This is a genomic window from Chloroflexota bacterium (genome assembly GCA_020161265.1).
Taxonomy (GTDB): domain Bacteria; phylum Chloroflexota; class Chloroflexia; order Chloroflexales; family Herpetosiphonaceae; genus Herpetosiphon.
Genome location: JAIUOC010000013.1, coordinates 70,065 through 90,889, shown reverse-complemented (window position 1 = coordinate 90,889; position 20,825 = coordinate 70,065). Strand labels below are relative to the sequence as shown.

The 20,825-nt window shown below is 43.3% G+C and carries 14 protein-coding genes and 1 other RNA gene; 4 read left to right on the top strand and 11 right to left on the bottom strand.

Annotation, left to right across the window (positions count from 1 at the left end; all coding sequences use genetic code 11):
• Window positions 1-19: 19 nt before the first annotated feature.
• Window positions 20-1,165 (bottom strand): glycosyltransferase family 4 protein, encoded by a 1,146-nt coding sequence (locus LCH85_24675; protein MCA0355201.1) that lies wholly within the window; start codon window positions 1,163-1,165, stop codon window positions 20-22.
• Between the two features lie 304 nt (window positions 1,166-1,469).
• On the opposite strand from LCH85_24675, the gene LCH85_24670 reads away from it, so the two are divergent.
• On the top strand, window positions 1,470-1,700 hold the full coding sequence (locus LCH85_24670) for a heavy-metal-associated domain-containing protein (protein ID MCA0355200.1): 231 nt from the start codon (window positions 1,470-1,472) through the stop codon (window positions 1,698-1,700).
• Window positions 1,701-1,771: 71 nt separating this feature from the next.
• Complete coding sequence (locus LCH85_24665) at window positions 1,772-4,288, top strand: heavy metal translocating P-type ATPase (protein ID MCA0355199.1); 2,517 nt, start codon at window positions 1,772-1,774, stop codon at window positions 4,286-4,288.
• Window positions 4,289-4,341: 53 nt separating this feature from the next.
• Here LCH85_24665 and LCH85_24660 read toward each other — a convergent pair whose 3' ends face one another.
• The 8 genes from LCH85_24660 to LCH85_24625 all read right to left on the bottom strand — a co-directional run bounded on the left by LCH85_24660 (window position 4,342) and on the right by LCH85_24625 (window position 17,309).
• Complete coding sequence (locus LCH85_24660; protein ID MCA0355198.1) at window positions 4,342-6,411, bottom strand: AIPR family protein; 2,070 nt, start codon at window positions 6,409-6,411, stop codon at window positions 4,342-4,344.
• Between the two features lie 2 nt (window positions 6,412-6,413).
• Window positions 6,414-7,388, bottom strand: a complete 975-nt coding sequence (locus LCH85_24655) for a PD-(D/E)XK motif protein (protein ID MCA0355197.1) — start codon at window positions 7,386-7,388, stop codon at window positions 6,414-6,416.
• Window positions 7,372-10,086 carry a Z1 domain-containing protein gene (locus tag LCH85_24650; GenBank protein ID MCA0355196.1) on the bottom strand — a complete coding sequence of 905 codons (2,715 nt, stop codon included), beginning with the start codon at window positions 10,084-10,086 and terminating at the stop codon, window positions 7,372-7,374. The genes LCH85_24655 and LCH85_24650 overlap by 17 nt, the downstream gene beginning before the upstream one ends.
• Window positions 10,086-11,561: an ATP-binding protein gene (locus LCH85_24645; protein MCA0355195.1), complete on the bottom strand. Its 1,476-nt coding sequence runs from the start codon at window positions 11,559-11,561 to the stop codon at window positions 10,086-10,088. The genes LCH85_24650 and LCH85_24645 overlap by 1 nt, the downstream gene beginning before the upstream one ends.
• A 135-nt stretch (window positions 11,562-11,696) precedes the next feature.
• Window positions 11,697-13,235: a DNA cytosine methyltransferase gene (locus LCH85_24640; protein ID MCA0355194.1), complete on the bottom strand. Its 1,539-nt coding sequence runs from the start codon at window positions 13,233-13,235 to the stop codon at window positions 11,697-11,699.
• A 283-nt stretch (window positions 13,236-13,518) separates the two neighbouring features.
• Complete coding sequence (locus LCH85_24635; protein MCA0355193.1) at window positions 13,519-14,505, bottom strand: nucleotidyltransferase family protein; 987 nt, start codon at window positions 14,503-14,505, stop codon at window positions 13,519-13,521.
• Entirely contained in the window at window positions 14,502-16,007 is a 1,506-nt protein-coding gene (locus LCH85_24630) for an NAD-dependent epimerase/dehydratase family protein (protein MCA0355192.1), read from the bottom strand. The genes LCH85_24635 and LCH85_24630 overlap by 4 nt, the downstream gene beginning before the upstream one ends.
• 123 nt (window positions 16,008-16,130) lie before the next feature.
• Window positions 16,131-17,309, bottom strand: coding sequence for a DegT/DnrJ/EryC1/StrS family aminotransferase (locus LCH85_24625; protein MCA0355191.1), 1,179 nt, complete (start codon window positions 17,307-17,309; stop codon window positions 16,131-16,133).
• Between the two features lie 116 nt (window positions 17,310-17,425).
• Between LCH85_24625 and LCH85_24620 the strand changes: the two genes are divergently transcribed.
• Entirely contained in the window at window positions 17,426-17,971 is a 546-nt protein-coding gene (locus tag LCH85_24620; protein MCA0355190.1) for an NUDIX domain-containing protein, read from the top strand.
• Here the strand turns inward: LCH85_24620 and LCH85_24615 are convergent.
• Complete coding sequence (locus LCH85_24615; protein MCA0355189.1) at window positions 17,911-18,210, bottom strand: hypothetical protein; 300 nt, start codon at window positions 18,208-18,210, stop codon at window positions 17,911-17,913. The two genes, LCH85_24620 and LCH85_24615, sit on opposite strands and share 61 nt — an antisense overlap.
• A 418-nt stretch (window positions 18,211-18,628) precedes the next feature.
• Between LCH85_24615 and ssrA the strand changes: the two genes are divergently transcribed.
• Window positions 18,629-18,987, top strand: a transfer-messenger RNA (tmRNA) gene (gene ssrA, locus LCH85_24610).
• Window positions 18,988-19,030: 43 nt separating this feature from the next.
• On the opposite strand, the gene LCH85_24605 is transcribed toward ssrA, so the two are convergent.
• On the bottom strand, window positions 19,031-20,803 hold the full coding sequence (locus LCH85_24605; protein ID MCA0355188.1) for a serine/threonine protein kinase: 1,773 nt from the start codon (window positions 20,801-20,803) through the stop codon (window positions 19,031-19,033).
• Window positions 20,804-20,825: the final 22 nt, after the last annotated feature.

The window sequence follows — 20,825 nt, the reverse complement described above, 5'->3', positions numbered from 1 at the left end:
ACTGCTTAGGCTCTTGGTACTATTGCACAGTTTGGGCCATTGTTTTTTTGTAGAATTCCATAATTTGGTCGCCAATCATTTGCCAACTATAGCCTTTGGCTGCTTGTAGATTTAATTGGCGCAGGTGTTTGCGAGCAGCAGGGCTAGCAATAAAACTGGCAATTGCCCCAGCCATTGATCGTGGATCGCGTGGCGGCACTGCTAAATTACCTGGATGATTGGCTAAAACTCCCGCATAGCCTGCATTAGCTGCCGCCACAATTGGCAAACCTACCGCCATGGCCTCAACCAATACGTAGCCAAAGCTCTCTTGGCCAATCGCTGGTGCACAAAAAATATCAGCACTCGCCATCAAATGCGGCAAGGCTAAATCGGTCACATAGCCCAGCCATTCGACATCGGTCAAGTGCAATTGGGCTGCCAAGGCTTGTAATTCTTCGCGTAATGGCCCATCGCCAGCAATCACCAAGCGCAATTGGTTGGGATAATCCTTTTGGAGCAAGGCATAAGCCCGCAGCAGATACTCTACGCCCTTGCGTTGCTCCAAGCGGCCAAGTGTGAAGAGCGTAATTTTATCATCGTTATATTGATGCAAGCGTGGCAAATTCACCGCTGCATCAAAGCGATCAATCGTGATGCCACTGGCAATAATTGTATATTCGGCTTTGGTGCCAAAAATTGCCTGCGCCGTTTCGAGTGCCGCCTGCGAGCCAGCGATTCGTCCATGGATATGGCGATATAAATCGGGGCCAAGTGAGGTTGCCAAACGCAAGGCCTGTAATTTCCACGCCTCATCAACCCGAATATGAAAGGTTGAAACATGGCAAGCCTTGGAATTTGCTAAAAGTCGCCCGCTCAATGTCGGCGAGTGCAACGATTGAACATGCAAAACATCGCAAGCCTCTTCGGCCAAAATCTCGCGTAAGCGGCGATTCGATTCGATACAGATTGGCAGTGAGGTGCTTGAACCGCTGCCATACGTCGGAATCGAAACACCCAACGAGATAACGCGCTCAGCCAATTTGCTATTATCAAACTGACTACCACCAGCAAAAATCACCACCTCATGACCTTTGCTTTGAAAATAATGGTACAAACCACGAACATATACCTGAATGCCACCAGCGCGGTGCATATGATCATCAATCAAAAAGCCAATTTTCATAGATCAACCTAAATCAAAATAATCCTGGCTCAATCTGCGTTACCATGGCGAAAATGTCAAGCACGAGCAGATCGGGTTTGATCCACGAAGGACACGAAGGTACACGACGGATGGCTATGGGCTTTTGGCGATAGGAATTAATAGATTAATCAAATACACGGTATGTTCCATCCGCCCCATAGCCTGGCGTTTCATCCTTCATAATTCATCATTCATACTTTCATGGATTGACAAGCCCAAAACTGCGTGTTATCGTTTATCCATACCCCCCTGGGTAGGGGGGTGTTAAATAAGGAGTAATGCAATGAAAACTGAAAGCTTCAACGTTCCAGGTATCTCATGCCAACACTGTGTTAATGCGATCAACAACGAAGTTAGCGCAGTTGCTGGAGTTCAAAATGTCGTTGTCGATTTGGCGAGCAAAATTGTCAAGGTCGAAAGCAACGAGCAAGTCAGCCGCGATCAACTGGTAACCGCAATCAGCGAAGCAGGCTACGATGTTTCGCCATTTACGAATACAATTCCCTTAAATTAAGTTTCGAGGCTAGGTCGGGTTGCATCGTCAGCCCGCCATCCTGCTTAACTTACCAGATCTGAAGGTATGGTATGGATACAAAGACACTTACATTGCCAGTGACCGGAATGACCTGCGCCGCTTGTGTGACGCGCGTCGAACGCAATTTGAAGAAGGTCGCCGGAGTTGCTGAAGCCAGCGTCAATTTAGCCAGCGAATCGGCGACGGTGGCCTTCGATCCAGCGGCGGTTAGCCCAACCAACTTAATTGCTGCGGTCGAAAAAGGTGGCTATGGCGTAATTACCGCCGAACGCACGCTGCCAATCACCGGAATGACCTGCGCCGCCTGTGTCACGCGGGTCGAAAAAGCCTTGCGCAAAGTTGATGGCGTGTTAGAAGCAACAGTTAACTTGGCAACCGAAACCGCAAGTATCCGCTACCTGCCCGATCAAGCAAGCCTTGAGCAGATCAAAGCTGCCGTGACCAAAGCGGGCTATGGGGTGATCGAAACTGGCGAGGATGACGATGCTGAGGATAGCGAAACCCAAGCGCGTCAGGCCGAACTTAAGCGCAAACGCACCAATTTGATTGTGGCGTTGATCTTGGGTGTGCCGCTGATGATCGTCTCGATGATGCACGATTTTAGCTTAATTAGCCCGATTTGGCTGGGCAGCGCCCGCGATATGACTGGTATGGGCCATGATATGCCAGCCTTCTACAACCTCTGGCCATGGCTGTTTGGCTTGATGGCAACGCCAGTTGTGTTTTATAGTGGGCGCGATTTCTTGCGTGGTGCTTGGGTTAACCTCAAGCATGGCAGCGCCAATATGGATACGCTGATTGCCCTTGGTTCGCTGACGGCCTATGGTTTTAGCTTGGCGGTGCTACTATTCAAACTGAGTGGCCACGTCTATTTTGAAACTGCCGCCATGATTGTGGCCTTGATTTTGGTAGGCAAATATCTCGAAGCCCAAGCCAAAAGCGCCACCTCATCGGCAATTCGCGCCTTGATCGATCTTCAGCCGCCAACCGCCCGTGTGCTGCGGGGTGGGGTTGAAGTTGAAATGGCTGTGGCCGAAGTACGAGCTGGCGAGATTGTGGTTGTGCGGCCTGGCGAGAAAATTCCGGTTGATGGCGTGGTCACAATGGGCCAATCGGCTGTTGATGAATCGATGCTCACTGGCGAATCGTTGCCAGTTGAAAAGCGGGTTGGCGATAGCGTGTTTGGCGCAACGCTCAACAATGCTGGCAGTTTTCAATTACGCGCCACGGCGGTGGGCAAGGCTAGCGCTTTAGCTCAAATCGTCAATCTAGTTAAAGCTGCTCAAGGCTCCAAAGCGCCAATTCAACGCTTAGCCGACCAAATTTCGGGCGTGTTTGTGCCGATTGTGATTGTGATTGCCTTGCTGACCTTCGGCTTGTGGTATTGGGTTGGCGGCGTTGGCTTTACTCAATCGCTGATTTTCGCGGTGGCTGTGTTGGTGATTGCCTGCCCGTGTGCTTTGGGCTTGGCTACTCCTACCGCAATTATGGTTGGCACAGGCGTTGGCGCACAACATGGCATCTTGATCAAAAATGCCGAGAGCCTTGAACGCGCTGTGCGGTTGCAAACGATTGTGCTCGATAAAACTGGCACAATTACCGAAGGCAAGCCAACCCTGACCAATGTGCTAGCCTTGGGTGATGAATCAAATCTATTAGCCCTTGCTGCGACTGCCGAACGCGGCTCGGAGCATCCGCTGGGTAAGGCGATTGTGCAAGGTGCGACTGCTCGTGGTGCAACGCTTGGTCAAGCGAGTAACTTCAAAGCAATTGTTGGCGGTGGGATCGAAGCTGAAGTCAATCAACAAAAGGTGGTGATTGGCAGCCCACGCCTAATTCGCGAACAAGGCTACGATTTGATCAGCATCCAAACCACGATTGATCAATGGCAATCGGAAGGCAAAACCGCGATGGTTGTGGTGGTTGAGCAGCAACTTGCTGGGGTGTTAGCGGTTGCCGATACCATCAAAGCTAGCTCGCCAGCCGCCATCCAGCAATTGCGTAAATTAGGGCTGAAAGTGGTGATGTTAACTGGCGACAATCAACGTACTGCCGAGGCGATTGGCCGCGAAGCGGGGGTTGAGCAAGTGATTGCCGATGTGCTGCCAGCTGACAAAGCCGCCACGATCAAGCAATTGCAAGCCAATGGCACGTTGGTGGCAATGGTTGGCGACGGCGTAAATGATGCGCCCGCTTTGGCTCAAGCTGATGTTGGCGTGGCGATTGGCACAGGCACTGATGTTGCCATCGAAGCCAGCGATATCACCTTGTTGCGCGGCGATTTGGTGGGCGTGGCGCAGGCGATTGAACTTTCGCGCCGCACCATGACCACAATTCGTTGGAACTTGTTCTGGGCCTTTATTTACAACGTGATTGGTATTCCAATTGCAGCGGGCTTGTTCTATAACCTGACTGGTTGGCAACTTTCGCCGCTCTTGGCAGCTGGCGCAATGGCCTTCTCATCGGTCTTTGTTGTCACCAACTCGCTCCGCTTGAAACGGGCTGCCAGCTTACCGAATGCTCAGCCTAGCTCAACCAACGAGCCGCTCCAACCAGCTCGCGCCTAATCAACAGCAATGGTGCTGAATTAATTCAGCACCATTGCTTCTTTGCGTTGGGATTATTTTTGATAAATTGCTTCTAGTTTTGCTTTTTCAAGGATATCAATTAAAATTAAAGATTGTTTTTCCGAAGGAATCTTTTGAGGTAGTCGAGCTGCGACCTGAAGTATTCCTTGTTCCTTTACTGAGAAGAGTCCTTTTTCTTGACCCTCTGCAAGAATATATGCCCATGTTTCACCAGGAATTCCAACTACTATTTTCTGTGCCTCAATTCCATTCAGCATTTTTTGGGTTTTTGCTGAAGATCTTGCTTCATTTTCCAATTGATCTGTAAAGGCTAAATCTTCAAAAAAAGATTCAGGTAGAAGTTCTTCTAAAGTATATAGTTTTTCCTGTAAAGTTACCCAACAAGCTTCTTTTTTACACCACTCACTAATATTAGAAATAGTACCCGTAGGATGCATAATATGATCATATACAAGTTTTGCAGTGATCTCTATTGCTTGTACCGTAGCTTGATTAATCTCTTGATTATGCCATACCTTGAGAAAATCAAAAGATTTTCTCTGACGAGAGCATATTTTAGATAGCATTGCAATGGTGTAGGCTACGACATTTGCTCGATAACCACCGTTGTACCAAGACTGAGCTGAAACTATTTTTTCTGTTCTGCGAAAAATTATTGCTCGGGCTATTGCACGCTTGAAGAAGAATTCGTTAAATTGATCTGCATTTTTGTCCCATTCTTGTCCAATACGTCCTACATAGTGCCCAAAATTTTTTTGGGCACCTTGATTGACAGAAATTGGATACCCCTCCCATACATTTTCAAACTTAGCAAGATCTGTTTTGGTAAACATCTGTGTTTTAGGATACTCTGCCTCAAAACGTTTTTTCTGAGTAGGTGTAAGTTTTGCTTGAGCATCGGTATATTGTCCACGTGCCCTTTCATAAAACCATTTTGTCTCACGCTGTGAGCCTTGTTGAGCAGGAACCCATAGCCGGCGTGAGAATTCTTCCATACGTATATGAAATGGATGATTTGAGAAGAAGTCTGCTGCGTTAACCTTATTTTGAGTATTAGCATACTCAGAGATTTGAGGAATAATGTCTTCACTTTTTTCTTCATCAATAACTGATATTTTCATCTGTACAAAAATATTTTCAAGCGGTGCCTTATCTTTACGATTAGTATGAAATAGCGATGCAGTGGTCTGTCCACCATTAACAATTTGTAAATCCTTAAGTGATGCTATAGCAAATCCATTAGATGTTTTTACTATTTCAATATCTCTAGCTGTTGCAGCAATACCATTATTGTAGGCAAAAAACATTTCAGGATTTTTCATGATAGTAAAACGAATACCTTTATTAACATTTCCTCTTACCTGAAGGAAGCTACGAACATTTTGTTCCAATAATCTAGAACCATATTTTCCATATAAATCAGCCAATATTTTGGCTGGCATTACAACCAAATATGATTTATACGTTGCTGAATCCAGATGTGCTGGAAGACATGGTAGTCCTGGATCAATCATCTCAGCGAAGTTTATCTCTAATTCTTCACGAGCACCTCGTGAAGTTTGTAATCGGTGTAAGCGAGAGATATCCCAAATATTATAAGAGAAATTCCACGAATTATATTGTTTATCTTCAAGTTCTTTCACCTGTGTACTTAGTACACGCTCAGAAAATAGAAAGAAATTTACTTTAGAAAAAGAGCCGCACCTATCAGCTATATTACGAGCAAGGTCATAACCGTGAGAAGTCTCTTCTAGGTTAAGATAGAGGTTTTTCTCAGCACTTGCAGTAAAAAAGTTTTCTAGGCGCTTGAAAATAAGTGAGATCTCTGCTCGTGCTAGTGACTGTAGCGTTTCTCGATTAGCAAAGTCTGAAATGAATAAGTCAAGGGAGTTATCGTTAAACCAATATCCATCGACTTTCATTCCACCACTTGCTAGGCGATGATGACCTAGTTCAAATCCATCAATAACTCCTGAATCGATAAGCTCATCCGCAATGTTCTGAGTAAATTCAACTTCCAAGAAATCCATATTTGCTTCTGCATTAGCTAGAATTTCTTGGCGGAAATTATGTAAAAATTCTTCCATTGATAAAGATGCCATGATTATTGCTCCATTATGTTTAATTTATTAGTCCTGAATCTCTCAATGCTTGATAGTACAAGTTCATAAGTAACAGATTCGATTCCCTCAGGTAAAAGATTTCTTGTAATTCTAGGAAAATCATCCTTAATAATATACGTATAATGATCTTTTACTTTAAATAAAGGTAAATCATAGTCTGGGATATCAATATAGCCTGCAATTCCTAATTTGAGCTCAAATAAATTTATAATTTCAACCTCACTTAGATTACTAATAATTCTCTTCGTAATCGTATTAAGACTCTCACCATTATTTTGTGTCTCTGATAAAAAATAAACTTGTAAGTATAACTGTCCTAAGTGCGTAGAGAGCTGATCTTCAGATGTAATACGTACTTTATCACGCTGATCTCCTGCAAGTGATTTAACTTCGATTGCACTATCATTAAGAATAAAATCCTGATGCTTTTTTTCTGGACCTTTCCATCCTTGGATCAATATATTTTTATCTAATAGATTATTTTCAAGCATATTAGCAATAAAATATAATTCGGCATACAACCCTTGTATTTCATTTTTTGGAAGAAGATTATTTAATCCACTAGAAAATAATGATTGCCATTTCTTTAATCTTTTACAGACAACATAAAATATATCATATTTCTCGTGATGTATTTTTATATTTTCAATGAGATCAAGACATAGTTTCAAAAAAACATCTTGATTTTGTCGATGTTCAAGTTTTAATACTAATGCTCTTATATTATCATCATTGAATTCAAATACATCCACTGAAATATCTCGGATATTTATTTTTGCCTCTTGCAGTGAAATATTAGGAACAAGCTTTGAAATTTCAATTAATAAACCAGGTCGACCTTCATGATCTTTTATCCAGAATAATGCAAAATCAACCTCAATTTTAACACGACGACGAACGAGCTGTCTATTGGGAGCTGGATTCATATCAACCCAAGGATCAAATATTAATGTCATAGTCATCTTCCTCACTAGAAGAATCATATTGATTCTCTTCGAATTGTTTGAGCCATACTGAGTTTACTACATACCTTATTGTTCGAACATCGCTTGAATTTGGAAAGCTTAGACTAATAGCTGGAACCAATGATTGGATAACTTGATCATCTTTTTTTCTGTCAATTAAATTTAGAAGGTGTAAAAGTAACAAAGGTTTACCTCTCACATTTGTATAATCACTAAAGATAGGATTTTTCCTTGATGCCTCAGCTGCTAATTCTTGAGCTCTCATAATTTGATTATCATCTAGTCCTATTTTAAACATACTATTACCCGAAAATCTATTTTTATTTCCTGTATACCAACCATTCTCTGAGCTAGGTTTTCTTGGTTGTCCAGAAGTATCATGACCTACATCTCTTTCCTGTGCTGCGATCATATAACCTATTTCAGGTTCTTTTCCTGACAACGATCTGAATGCTACGTCCCAGTAAGGATATATATCCGAAATTTCCTTGATAAATTTTGGAATATTTTCTTGCAAATCAGATAAATCGTTATGAAATTGAAAGCTAAAAATGAAATTTTGAATATCTTCCCAATTTATATTCTTAAATAAAAGCGAGTTAGTTGCATCAATATAAGGGGCGCTTGACTGGCTTAATATATCAAAAAAAGATTTAAAAAACGATCTATTACTTTCATTTTTATCAATAGATGCAGGTAGTATATGGGTCTCCATAAGCTTACCATCATAGCTAATATGGAATGAACGATTTTCCGCATAACGCATTTTATTTAGTGCTGTAACAATTAATGTATCTGGATGCGCTCTGACATATAGTCCGAAATCACTTGGTTTTTTCTGTTCACGACTCATTCGTTTTACTTGCATCCGAAGTTCTTCTGTCGCCTCACTAATATGACAATACCAGCCATACGAAATATCTGACATGTAAATACGACATATATCTTCATATCCATCACGATAGCCAAACCATCTCCCCATTTGCATCAGCGTATCATACATCTTTGAGTTACGATAAATGTAACTGATTGTCAATCCTTCAATTGTAAGGCCACGTGATAGGCTTAAACCACCAATTACAATTACGGTAAGCCCATCCCCCTGATTTGTATAAGTTGTATAATTGAGTGCTTCATCAGATTTGCTATTAACTAACAAGATTTTGATTAGACTTGCTGCCTCATTCAATTCGTCTAATATATCCATCCATTCTGTTTCACAATCAATATATTCTTCTTGAAAGGTTTTAAATATTTGTTGTATAAGTTCATCTTTTAAAGCCTTTTCAATTGGTAATTTGTAATTAAAACGTATTGCATTTTTTAATTGTTCAATATATTCTGTAATAAGATACTTGAATTCTCGTTGTATAGATACAAAACGAGAAATATTAACCATCATTGAGCAATGTTTATTTTTATCACCTCTTATATTACGAATTGTTCTACTAAGGATAAAGCAATTTATTGCCTTTTTTAAGCTTTGTGGAAGAGATTGAATTGAATCATCTTTCTTGTGTCCTATAGAAATATGTTTATCTACATCATCTATTTTTCTAATAATAATATTATCAATTGATTCATAACCAGAAAATATCTTTTCTGACCCAAAATAATTTGTTGGTGCATCTAAACAGTGAATAAAATGTGCTGGAAATAAATCATTACCAAGCATATCATCTTTATTATCCGGATTAATAAATACATTGGCAAATGGAGTAGCTGTATAGCCTATATAACAACGTTTTTTGAACAAATTAAGTATTCTACGAATCTCTTTATTTGTTCTCGTTGGATCTAGTTCTGGTTTATTAGTATTGATAGAAGCATTATCAGCTTCATCATCAATTAATAACATCGGAATATCAGAGATTTTCTCTATACCTTGACGTACATTCAATTCCTTTAACCAATTGTAGAGACTACCAAGTGTACTTACGTTCTTTTTAATAACGAGTATAAATGTATTATTAAGGGATTTTAATTCCATGCCGAATCTATTTGCAAGAGCTTTATTAAAATCGCTTTCAGTTGTAGTAACAGTTACAGGCATAGAACGATTAGGTCGTAACTGACCTACTCCAATGCGATTATTATTCCTACTATCTCGACCTATAAATCCTACATCAATACGCTCTTGAGTTTGTGTTCTAAGATTATTATGAATTCCAGCAATAACAATTATAAATTTGTAGCCAGCATCAGCAGCCTTTGAAATCAACCCAATGTAATTTGAGGTCTTTCCTGATTGAACATGACCAATCACTAATCCTCTTCGCTCCCAATCTCCATCTTTATGCGGGTCTTGTAGAAGACCAAGAATTCGGTTAGTAACAGACCCCATTGAGCCAATCACTCGAGTTGGCCAACCTTGCGTAATAAGATATTTCTCATAGTCTTCTGCATAATCCCAACTGATTTGGCGCTTAAGATACCATTCCTCATCATGAGGTATATCAAGATCGATAAGAGATACACCTGCTCCCATAGTTGTAAAATATTGGGTTTCTAGCGATCTAATAAGTGTATTAAAATCCTCTGATTTAAATTGATAGTAGCTATCTTGAAATACAGGACGAAACTGTTCGACGATTGTAATAATATCTTGACTAGATAGATTACTGCCACGAGAAAGAATAATTTGAGATAAAAACTTTTCGGCCTCTTTAATTTTTACTGAATCTGTCATTATAGTAACTCCTCAATTATCTTTTGTGTCAATTCTCGATTTTCATTAAATTGTTTCATGCTGAAAATTGTTTTTTTGAAATTCTCCTTATCCATTGAGAAATCAGAAGTGAGTAGAATATGGAAATGCATTATTTGGCTTTTCAAATCCTCATATTGAATTGGCTCTTTTTCCTCAAATGATTGTGGAACAGAAGAATAGTCGGCATATATGGCTTCAAGTGGTACAGAACGTTCGATTAAAGAAATAACATCTCTAAGTATTGATGCATTATCTGGACCAATTCTATTGAGAAAAGCATTTATAAGAACATGTTCTTTATTAACTTCATAACGGATTTTATCTCTATCACTAAAGCGAACCCATAACGGCTGTGATTGTTTATCAAATAAACGATTCCCTCTACCAATATGAATCCGTTTGCTTTGATCAGTAATTCGATTAATAATCTGCTTTAGTTTTTCTCGAACCTGAGGTGGAGGATGTGCACGAGATTTCTTAATATCAATTGTCCAATATTCGTCGAGAACATTTGTAAAATCAATTTGAATTCGTGCTAGTTTTGTTGCCTCACTTTTCGGGACTAATCTAAACCAGTCACCCCAAGCCATTAATCGACCGTTTCTATATATATATGCTCCTTGGTTAGTTACAAAATCGCCACGTGATCGATAAAAATCATAATCTTTCTTTGATAGTTTACTATGATGTGGTAAAATGTAAGGTTGGATCTTGATTTCATTTCCATCAATTCTTACGATTTCTTCTTGTAATAGTTGTGTTGCTTTATTAGAAATACAGAATGGATCGAAAGCTATAATAGGATGTCCATTAATCTCAATATTAATCTTATGTCTTTTATAATCACCACTTATATATCTATGAAAAACTAATGCCAAATGTTTCTCAACTATAGATAGTTTGTCATAAGAATTATTTTTGCTGCTATCATTGATACTATTTTCTAGAAATCGATCTAGTTTTTTCCATAAAATATATGTTCCTTGAAAACCTAATGTCTTAATATAAGGAGTAAAGAGAAGATCTTCAATAGCTGGAATTGTGACAATCCACTCATTACGAGCCGTAATCAGATCAAGATCCCAACAAGCTGCAAATGTATTCTGGTCTTTTCGGCTAACTACAGTAAGCGATTTGCATTGAGAGAAAGAAGCTGTTTTGAGTCCAAGCCCAAATCGCCCTAGATCATCTTTATCCCGCTTATCACGCGGATTTCGTGAACCAGGACGCATAGCTTCGATCAATTCATTCTCATTCATTCCTGAACCATCATCAATGATGACTAAACAAGGATCATTTGCCTCATCAATATCTAGGAATATCCGAATATTACGTGCTCCTGCGGTTATACTATTATCAATAAGATCAGCAATGGCAGTTTCTAGAGAGTATCCTAGATCACGCATTGACTGGCTCAAAGATGCGGCATGAGGCGATAAAATCTTCTCTTGCATTCAAGATTCCTTTCTAATCTTGCATTGATTAAAAAATATCTGAACTATAACAACCGCGCTTTTTGGACACCATTTACTATCAACTTGTAAATCGTTTCCTTTTTAGACTCCTAATCCACTCTAAACTGTAAATATTTACTCCATTCTTTCTAATATATCGAGTACAACTGCCGCAATCTTATTGGCTAAGAGCGGTGGAACAGCGTTTCCAACTTGATGATATTGTGATGTTCGATTTCCTTCAAATTTATAGTTATCAGGAAATGTTTGAAGTCTAGCTGCTTCTCTAACGGTTAGGCTACGACACTGTATTGGATCATAATGAATATAGTAATGACCATCCTTTGAGATATGAGATGTAATAGTTGTCGAGGGCGTATTGGATAATTGAACACGAAAACGATCTGAGAATTTTTTTCCGGAAATTCCATCAGTAATATTTTTATGTGCTGGTAATAGTTCTTTAGGAAAATCAGATAACTTAGGTGATATATTATACACTTGGGCAAAAGCAGCTGAAAAAAAATACCGTTGTAAGTCACTTTTCATATGGGATCGTGCCTCATGTGAAAGTAAAGTCTTTAATCGTTCATCATAAAACCAATCCATAAAATGATCTGGTTGTGAATAGATAGTAGAATCTTTTTCCAATATCTGTTCTTTAATCGACTCGAGAATCATTTCTATATGGTCTGCTAAAATTGTCAAGCCATTTTCTCTCCCATATTTGAACCATGATTGCTGTGTCATAGCTGTTAAAGTTTCTAACCATATAGAATTATTATCTAATCCCTTGGATATTCCGCTACGAATTTCTGGTAAATTACCAATAGCATCACGTACAGTAGTACGTAAATTTACTTTCTCTAATACTTTAGGAACGATATCAATATCACTGCGAATACCTAAAATGAAAATTCGATGTCGGGCTTGTGGAATACCATATTCCTCGGCTTTGACAACAAAATCACTAGGATCACCAGTTAAATTCATAATACCTGGTTGTGATAAGGAATAGAGCTTATATTCTAGATCAGATGATTTAGAATCAATAATCGATGAAGGATTGCTAAGGTCTCGTAATATATCATTGATAACATATTTACCTTGAATCTTTGAGGAAATTAAACCTTTTACATTTTCCATAACAAAGATAGGAGGTTTATGATCGATTAATATTCGTAAATACTCTCTATAAAGAAAATGCCGCGGGTCATTCTCAAAATTCTCTTGACCTTTCATCCGTGATCGGCCTACCAGTGAATAAGCCTGACACGGTGGACCTCCAACAAGTACCCATTTATTCTGATAATTGAGTGCTTCAATAATTCTTTTTTTTACATCTTCATGAGGTGTTTCACCCAGGGTACATAACCATGCAGTATGATCTGCCTGAGCTGATTCTACAGGATGGCGTTTATAGAGTTCTTCAAGCGTAATTCTATTTTCAAGGTAATGGTAATAATCATCAGGAACAGCATTGGATTGAAACTCTCTGTAAAAGTGACGTAATTTGAGTGTTTGATGTGAAAACATATCTTTTTCAATAGAAATGGCTGTTTTAAAAGCATACAGATCTGGTGTTCTGGGATGAAGGAGAGATGCAAATCCTTCGCCTAATCCACCCGGGCCTGCAAATAAATCTATAACAGGATGGATAATACTATCTTTCACTATATCGAATTCCTATAATTTTCTGTCTCATAATGAAAACAGATGCTACGTCATGCCACATAATCCGACGAGATTTTAGGTTAGTAGAATATATAATGGCTATACTTATACGTAAGGGTATCATGTTTTATTTTACCATGCCACCTGTTTATACCTAAAATAAGTCCTCGTTACTCAATTAGATTGGATTTGTAAATATATAGATAGTGTAATTAAATGTAATTTATGCACTCTCTGTTAGCATTTAAGTAAAGTTATGGATAGGCTAACCGAATCATATGTTTTAGCCCCAAGTGCTGGCCAAAATTGCATAACGCCACCTACGCCGCAACCGTGGATCGGCCCCAAGCAAGAGTTTTTGGCTTGGCAAGCAGCGTTCGAGCAAGGCTCTGCGCCAAGCACATGGCTGCCAATGCCATTCAATGGCTGAATTAAACCATTGCTCGGTCAAACGCAACCCGCCCCAAAGCACATGCGCCAAACTCCAACGTTGTGCTTCGTGCCAAACCTGTTGCCAATCAAATGCATAACTTGCAATCAAACGATCAATATCAGCTAGCATGCGACCAATGCCAGCCCCATATTGATTGCCAATCGCTAGATGATGAGCAGTATGCAGCAGTTGGCTAATTGGCTCCAACACTGGCAAGGTGAATGTTTGATAGTGTGCTTGCTGGATTTGCCAAGCTGGATAGCTCTGCAAGCCAGCCCAGCGCGACCACAACCCCGCAAACAACCACCAATGTAATTCTAAAGTTGCGCCGCTAGGCGTTTGCAAGCGAACTTCGCCACCGCTACGACGCTGTTGTGGCCATGTTTGCACGGTGTATTGGCTCAGGCCATAGCCCGCCGCGAATAACACCGCACAAGCTCGTTGCAAATCAGCGTGCTGAATCAATAAATCAATATCGCCCATTTGACGTTGACCAAGTGCGCGATAAATCGTTGGAGCGAAGGCCATGCCTTTGAGCAATGCTACTTCGATTGATTCGACTTTGAGCAATTGCTGAATTCGCTGAAATTCTTCGAGCCGCAAATCGTTGCGTAGCGCCGTGAGGTAATAGCGTTCGCGCCAATGTTCGGCGAGGGTTGCTGGCAGGGCTTGTTGGCGCAAAACCGACCAGAGCAAGCCCTCAACTTCATGATAATCGGCTAGATGAGCGAGCATTTGCCAGTCGTTTGGGCTACAAGCAGCACATAATTGGGCTAGGTTGGCGGCTGGTTGGCTTGACCAGGCCGCCAACAACAATTCCACGGCAGGCTCGCTCATTGCTTGATCGACTCACGTTTGTTGGCCCATGGTGTTTCAAGCCGAATCAACGGCGCATTATCAACATTGGTCAGGAATTTATGGTTGTTATAGGCTGGATCGTAATAATCGCCAATTGCGCCATCGCGCAAAGCCGCCTCGATCTCGCGCACCCCATCTTCAACCGTGTGCTCAGGACTGAAATTAAGTACTTTGGCAATTTTGGCGAACGAAACGCGATAGTTGCGTTTATCAACATCGCTGCCTTGTAATACCAACTCGGCCTCAGGAATTAAACGTCCGATCAATTCGCCGATGGCGCTGATGGTGTAGTTTTGGCTATCCGAGCCAACATTGAAGATCTCGCCGCGCACGGCTGCCAACGGCGCATTCAAGCTCATTACAACGGCGCGAGCGGCATCGTCGGCATGCACAAATGGCCGCCATTGATCGCCACCAAATACCGTGATTTTACCCTCGCGCACAGCTTTGGCGGTTAGTAAATTGACAACCAAATCAAAGCGTGGGCGCGGCGATAAGCCGTAAATTGTTGAAAAACGCAAAATCGTTGGGGCAAATTGGTGATCTGTCAAGCCCAACAAGATGTTTTCAGAGTCGATTTTGGTTTGGGCATAGAGTGAAACTGGATTGAGCGCCGAACGCTCATCGAGCAATTCATCCGATGCGCCATACACGCTACAGGTTGAGGCAAAAATAAAGCGCCGAATCCCATAACCTTTGCACGCTTCGGCCAGCATTCGCGTGGCAATCAAATTAATTTCAGTGCTGAAATCGGCATCGATCGCACAGGCAGGGTCACCAACAATCGCCCCAAGGTGAACCACAGCATCCATGCCAACCAACGAGCGCACCACTGTTTCGATGTGACGCATATCGCCATGGACAAATTCAAATTGCGGGTGATTGTAAAGCTCGCGGATTGCCCCATCGCCATACATCAGCGAATCGACCAAACGTACATGATAGCCTTGATTGAGCAGGCGACGCAGCACTAACGAACCGATGTAGCCTGCCCCACCAATGACTAATACGTGCTTAATCGGCTGATCGGTTTTGGGGGTTTGGCGTTCTAAGGCATCGACTGCTAACACCACATTGCGGGCAATGCGAATGCCAATTACCAGCGCCGAAGTAAATACCCAGCTCAGCACCACCACTCCACGCGGAACAAACGGCAAGAAGCGCAGAAAGAAAAAGCTAAATCCATAAGCGAGATGGGCGAGCGTGGTGGCTTGCAATAAGGTCATTACTTTGAAGCGGCGGGCATAGCTGCGCACATGGTGATAGACCCCAAACATCCACAGCAAAGCCAAGGCAAGGCTGGTCAGGAGCCAACTGGTGCTCAAAAATTGGTCACGATAATCCAAAATCAAGCGTTCAGCCAAACTTGGCTCGTTGATTACAATCGTGATATAGCGCACTACAAAGGCCAATAACAAGCCCACATTGATGAGAATTGCATCGACCACGAGGCGCGTAGCAATTGCGCGTGAGAATTTCAAGGCAGTGCTCCTTTCGCTAGCTGCCACAACGGTGACCTTGAATCAGTCATGCTTAACGCAGAGACGCAGAGTTTTCAATTGGAACTACAATAACCTCTGCGCCTCTGCGTTAAACGAAGCAGGTTATTGTTTTGCTATGATTTCCTCACCAAACAGCTGAATCCGTTTGATCGCTGCGCAAACAGTTTCGATTGTGCTGAACTCCATTTCCGAGTGAATTGGCAAGCTCAAGCTCGATCGTGCTAACCAGTCGGTTTTGGGCAAACTGCCCTCGGTGGGTGCAAATTGGGCATAGGCAGCATGGCGATGAACTGGCGGATCATAATAGGCACGACTATCAATGCCCTCAGCCGCCAAAGCTTTGCCCAGCAGATCGCGACTGATGCCAAATTCGCTGGCTTCGATCGTGATTGAATAATCTTTGTAAGAGCAACGATCGTTTGGGCGCACTTTTTGAAAATCAACCCCAGGCATGGCAAACAAGGCCGCCCAGTAGAGCGCGGCATATTGGCTGCGTTGGCGGGCGGCTTGCTCTAATTGCTCAAGGCTGTAGCGCCCCATAATCGCGTTATATTCGGCCATGCGAGCATTCAAGCCAGCCCAATCGCTGCCATACTTGCCATCGTTGCCATATTCGCGGCCTGTACGAATTTTGTGGGCTAACTCATCGTTGTTGGTGGCGACGATTCCGCCTTCGCCAGCAATCAAGAGCTTGGTTGGGCTAAGACTGAAACATTCGGCAGTGCCAAATCCGCCAACAGGCCGCCCATCGTATTGCGCCCCAAAGCCATGGGCTGCATCGAAAATCAAGGGAATTCCAGCATCAGCGGCGATTGCTTCGAGTTCAGCGATTGCTGCTGGATTGCCAAAATTGTGCACGGCCACAATCGCCTGCACTTCGGGCGTGAGTGCTGCCCGCACTGCATTCACATCGATATTGGTGGTCGTGGGGTCAATTTCCACAAAGCGTGGGGTTGCGCCAGCCCAAATCAAGGCGCTGACGGTAGCCATAAAGGTAAAACTAGGTACAATAACTGGCCCGTTTAAGCCCAAAGAGCGATACACTAAGGCCAAACCGGTAGTGCAGCTTGAGACCGCAATCGCATGCGCCACACCTAGATGGGCGGCGACTGCTTGTTCAAACGCCGCTAAATGGTGACCCTTAGTGACCATGCCGCTGATTAAAGTTTGCTCAACATCGGCGGCTAGGGTGGCAAACTCTGGTAAAACTGGACGAACTAAGCGAATTGGCGACGTTGCCAAAGGCGTGCCGCCGAGGATTGCAGGACGTAAATCAGCCATAAACTACACTCATTAATAGGTATGATTAACCTCAGGATAGCATAGGCTGGCAAATGCTGGCTATCCCCTTTGTGTGTTGGGCAACGATTAGTGCTTTCGCGCTGGAAGGGTATTCGATGAAGTTTTTTGTGCGGGTGGCAGCGATTATTGTGCGTGATCAACAGGTGTTGGTGCATCGCTCTGAGCAGCAAGGCATCAGCTATTGCGCCCTACCTGGTGGTCACCTCGAAGTAGGTGAGACGACCGAACAATGTTTGGTACGCGAGTTTGTTGAGGAGTTTGGGGTAGCCATTCAAATCGAGCGGCTGGTGTATGTTGCTGAAGGCATGTTTATGGCGGGGCGCAAAAAGCCCAAGCCCAAACACGAAATTGTATTTTACTACCGAGCGCACTTGCAAGATCCCATGGTTGAGGTGCGCTCTCGCGAGGAACCAACGATTTATGCCGATTGGCTAGCCTTGGATAGCGATTTAGCCGAGTTGTATCCGCAATGGCTGCGGCCACTGTTGCCCAGCGATTATCAGCACAATTGGCGGGCATGCCCACGCCAAATTATTGCCGATGAATTGATTGAGCCGCCCTATACCAGCGTGCGCCAACTTTATTCAGGCGATGGTAATTCAAAATCATCGTCGTTGGCTGGTGGCGACGATAACTCATAGCGTACAACCATGGCCAAGCGATCGATATCACTGATCAGCACTTCTTGCTGGCCGCGAGCTTCGCTGACCAACAGTCCACTGTCGCCAACCTTGATATCGTAGAGCGCTTGCGATTGTAAAACCACCAACCGATGATTACCTGCGGAGATTAGCACTGGAACCTTGGTTTTGTTGACCAACAAATCGCCATCAAGCAAAACCCGCGCCGTATTAGGAGGAGGAGCATCTACTATTGTCATAACCGGAATCCTCATTGAGTAATTGAGACGCATCATACCATAAAGCTTTTTGGGCCTCGCAGGCTTGTATCTAAGTAGCCATCAGACGGATCAATAGCTTTGTTTGTTCCCAAAGCCCTAAAAGCTTTGAGTTTGCTCTAATCAAGGCCAGCAAGGACATTTAAAGATTCCATCAAAAGTCTTAGCAGGGCTTGGATTCATCCCTCACTGCTGACTCCTAGCCCATCCATTAGTGCTTTTTGTAATTGTTCGTCTTATGATTCTCGCCATCCAAAAACATTCCTGCTTGATTGCGATTCTCTAGCCCCTGACCCCTAGTCCCTGATCCCTAACCATCACAATTCCAACAAAAGTCTTATGAACATGTGGGTTGAGTATGCTATAATGCAAGGACCTCGAACGCAGAGGCCTAACACCTGGGGATGCTTGGTTTCGACAGGGAGGGCCAATCGTAAGTGGCAAGCCGAGACGCTGAGCCTCGTTAAATCGGCAACGCCATTAACTGGCAAAAACACTTTCCGCGCTCCTGTAGCGCTTGCTGCCTAATTAAGGCAACACGTCTCTACTAGCCTCAGCCCGATGGGCTTGTAGCGGCGACACTTAGTCGGGTCGCTCCCCTAGTTATGTCTGTGGGCTAGGGGCTAAGATTAACAGGCTGGTCGTGGCCCGCTTTGTCTATCGGGTGGTGCTCCGATAAGATTTAATCAATAGACTACGCTTGTAGATGCTTGCGGTTTAACTTTTTGGACGCGGGTTCGATTCCCGCCATCTCCACCAAATCGACTCAAATCCAGCCAATTCGTTGGCTGGATTTGGCGTTTTAGAAGTGTTTGAAAAAGTAGTGATAGACCGCATTACAAATCAAACTCCCACCCAAGGCATAGAAAAAGGCCGTTAGCGTAAATGGATTAAACGCACCAAGAATGTAGATCGCATAAATACTGCCAGCCAGTAATGCCCCGCCAATACTTAACAACATATGCAGCACGACATCTGTTTTGTACTCGCTAAACATCAGTGTCCAAATAACGCCAACTAACGAACCAATTGCTGCTTCAATTAACAAGCTGTTGTTGGGATGATACGCCACTGCCAACATAATGCTTAGCATGCCTGAACTACCGCCTAGCGCCGCAATCAATGGCCAGACATCGCCGGTATCGGGCTTTGGAAGGTAGCCTTGGGCTAGTTGGATTTTTAGTTTGCGCCGTTGCGGTTTTTCATGGCCTGTGCGAATTTCAAAGCTAACGCTGGCTGTTTGACCAGGCCGTGGGTTGCGATCAAGATCAATCCCAAGTTGAAATTGTTGGGGTTGTTCAGGCACAACGTATAATTCTGGTGGCCCTACCTGCAACCAACCTGGGGCATCAATCGCCTTGATATGCGCAGCGCGATTGCGAACAGTAACGGTTAATGGCGTGGCGCTCATGCCATCAAGTGGTAGCATCACGGTATTATATTCAAATTTGACTTCCGCCATCAACAAATTCGGTGCTAAGCTGCCAACCAAAAAATCGAGCACCCGCTCTGGGCGTTCGTTTTGCACCAACATTCGATGCGTTTTTATGGCTAATTCGGTTTGTTGATGCTGACGCAGCCATGTATTCAGATCGCCATTGACTAAGGCATGCAAGCCATAGCCCCAATCGGCTTGAATTGCCTGAGCAAGGTCGTAACCAGTGTATGGAGTTACGCCACTAGGAAATTTGAATGGCTGGACTAAGGTTGGCTCAAGCGTTTCTTCGAGCAGATCACGGAAAATTGTCGCATTTGGCCGTTGATTTAAATCCTCATGCAGCGCCCGACTAAGCACTTGTTGCAGCCGCGACGAAAGGCTGGTGAGTTTGGGGAATTGTAGCGGGTGTTCACAGGGATTATCATCGGTCAATAGATGATAAATCGTCGCGGCCAAGTTATAAATATCGCTCGCCGGATAGCGCTGATTGCGATATTGCTCAGGCGCAGCATAGCCAGGCGTGCCATAGGTTTGGCCCACACCACTGGTCGCCGCAGCCCCAAAATCGACCAAAAACAGCTCGTTGCTATCACGATCGCGAATTAAATTGGCGGGCTTGATATCGCCATGAACGATCGCAGGCTTGAGGGCATGCAAGTATTCTAAAATTTTGCAGATCACAATCGCGTCGCGTAGCACTTGCTCAAGCGGGCGTGGCTTGCCCGCCATAAACGTACCATCAACTAGCCGATGGCTTAGACCATGCTCCAAATCACGCCCCGCTACATATTCCATCACAATTGTGGCAACCCCTGCTTCCTCAAAATAAGCAAAAACTTGAGGAATTTGGGGGTGGCGCAGGCGGGTTAATAATTCGGCCTCAGTCGCAAACCGCTGTCGCGATTCATTGCCGCCCTGCAAGAGCGTGCGCTTCAAAATACACTTACGGTCAAATGTGCGGGTATCTTCGGCTAAGTAGATTTGGCCAGTGCCGCCCTCGCGCAACGGCTGAATCACCCGATATTGGTTCATCATCAACGCACCAGCTACCAACAGTTGGGGTAGTGGTGCGCTGCATTGATCACAGGTACGCTGATGAGCATTGGTGGTGGCCGCGCCACAAGCAGGACATTGCATAGGATGATCTCAATTAAAGGCT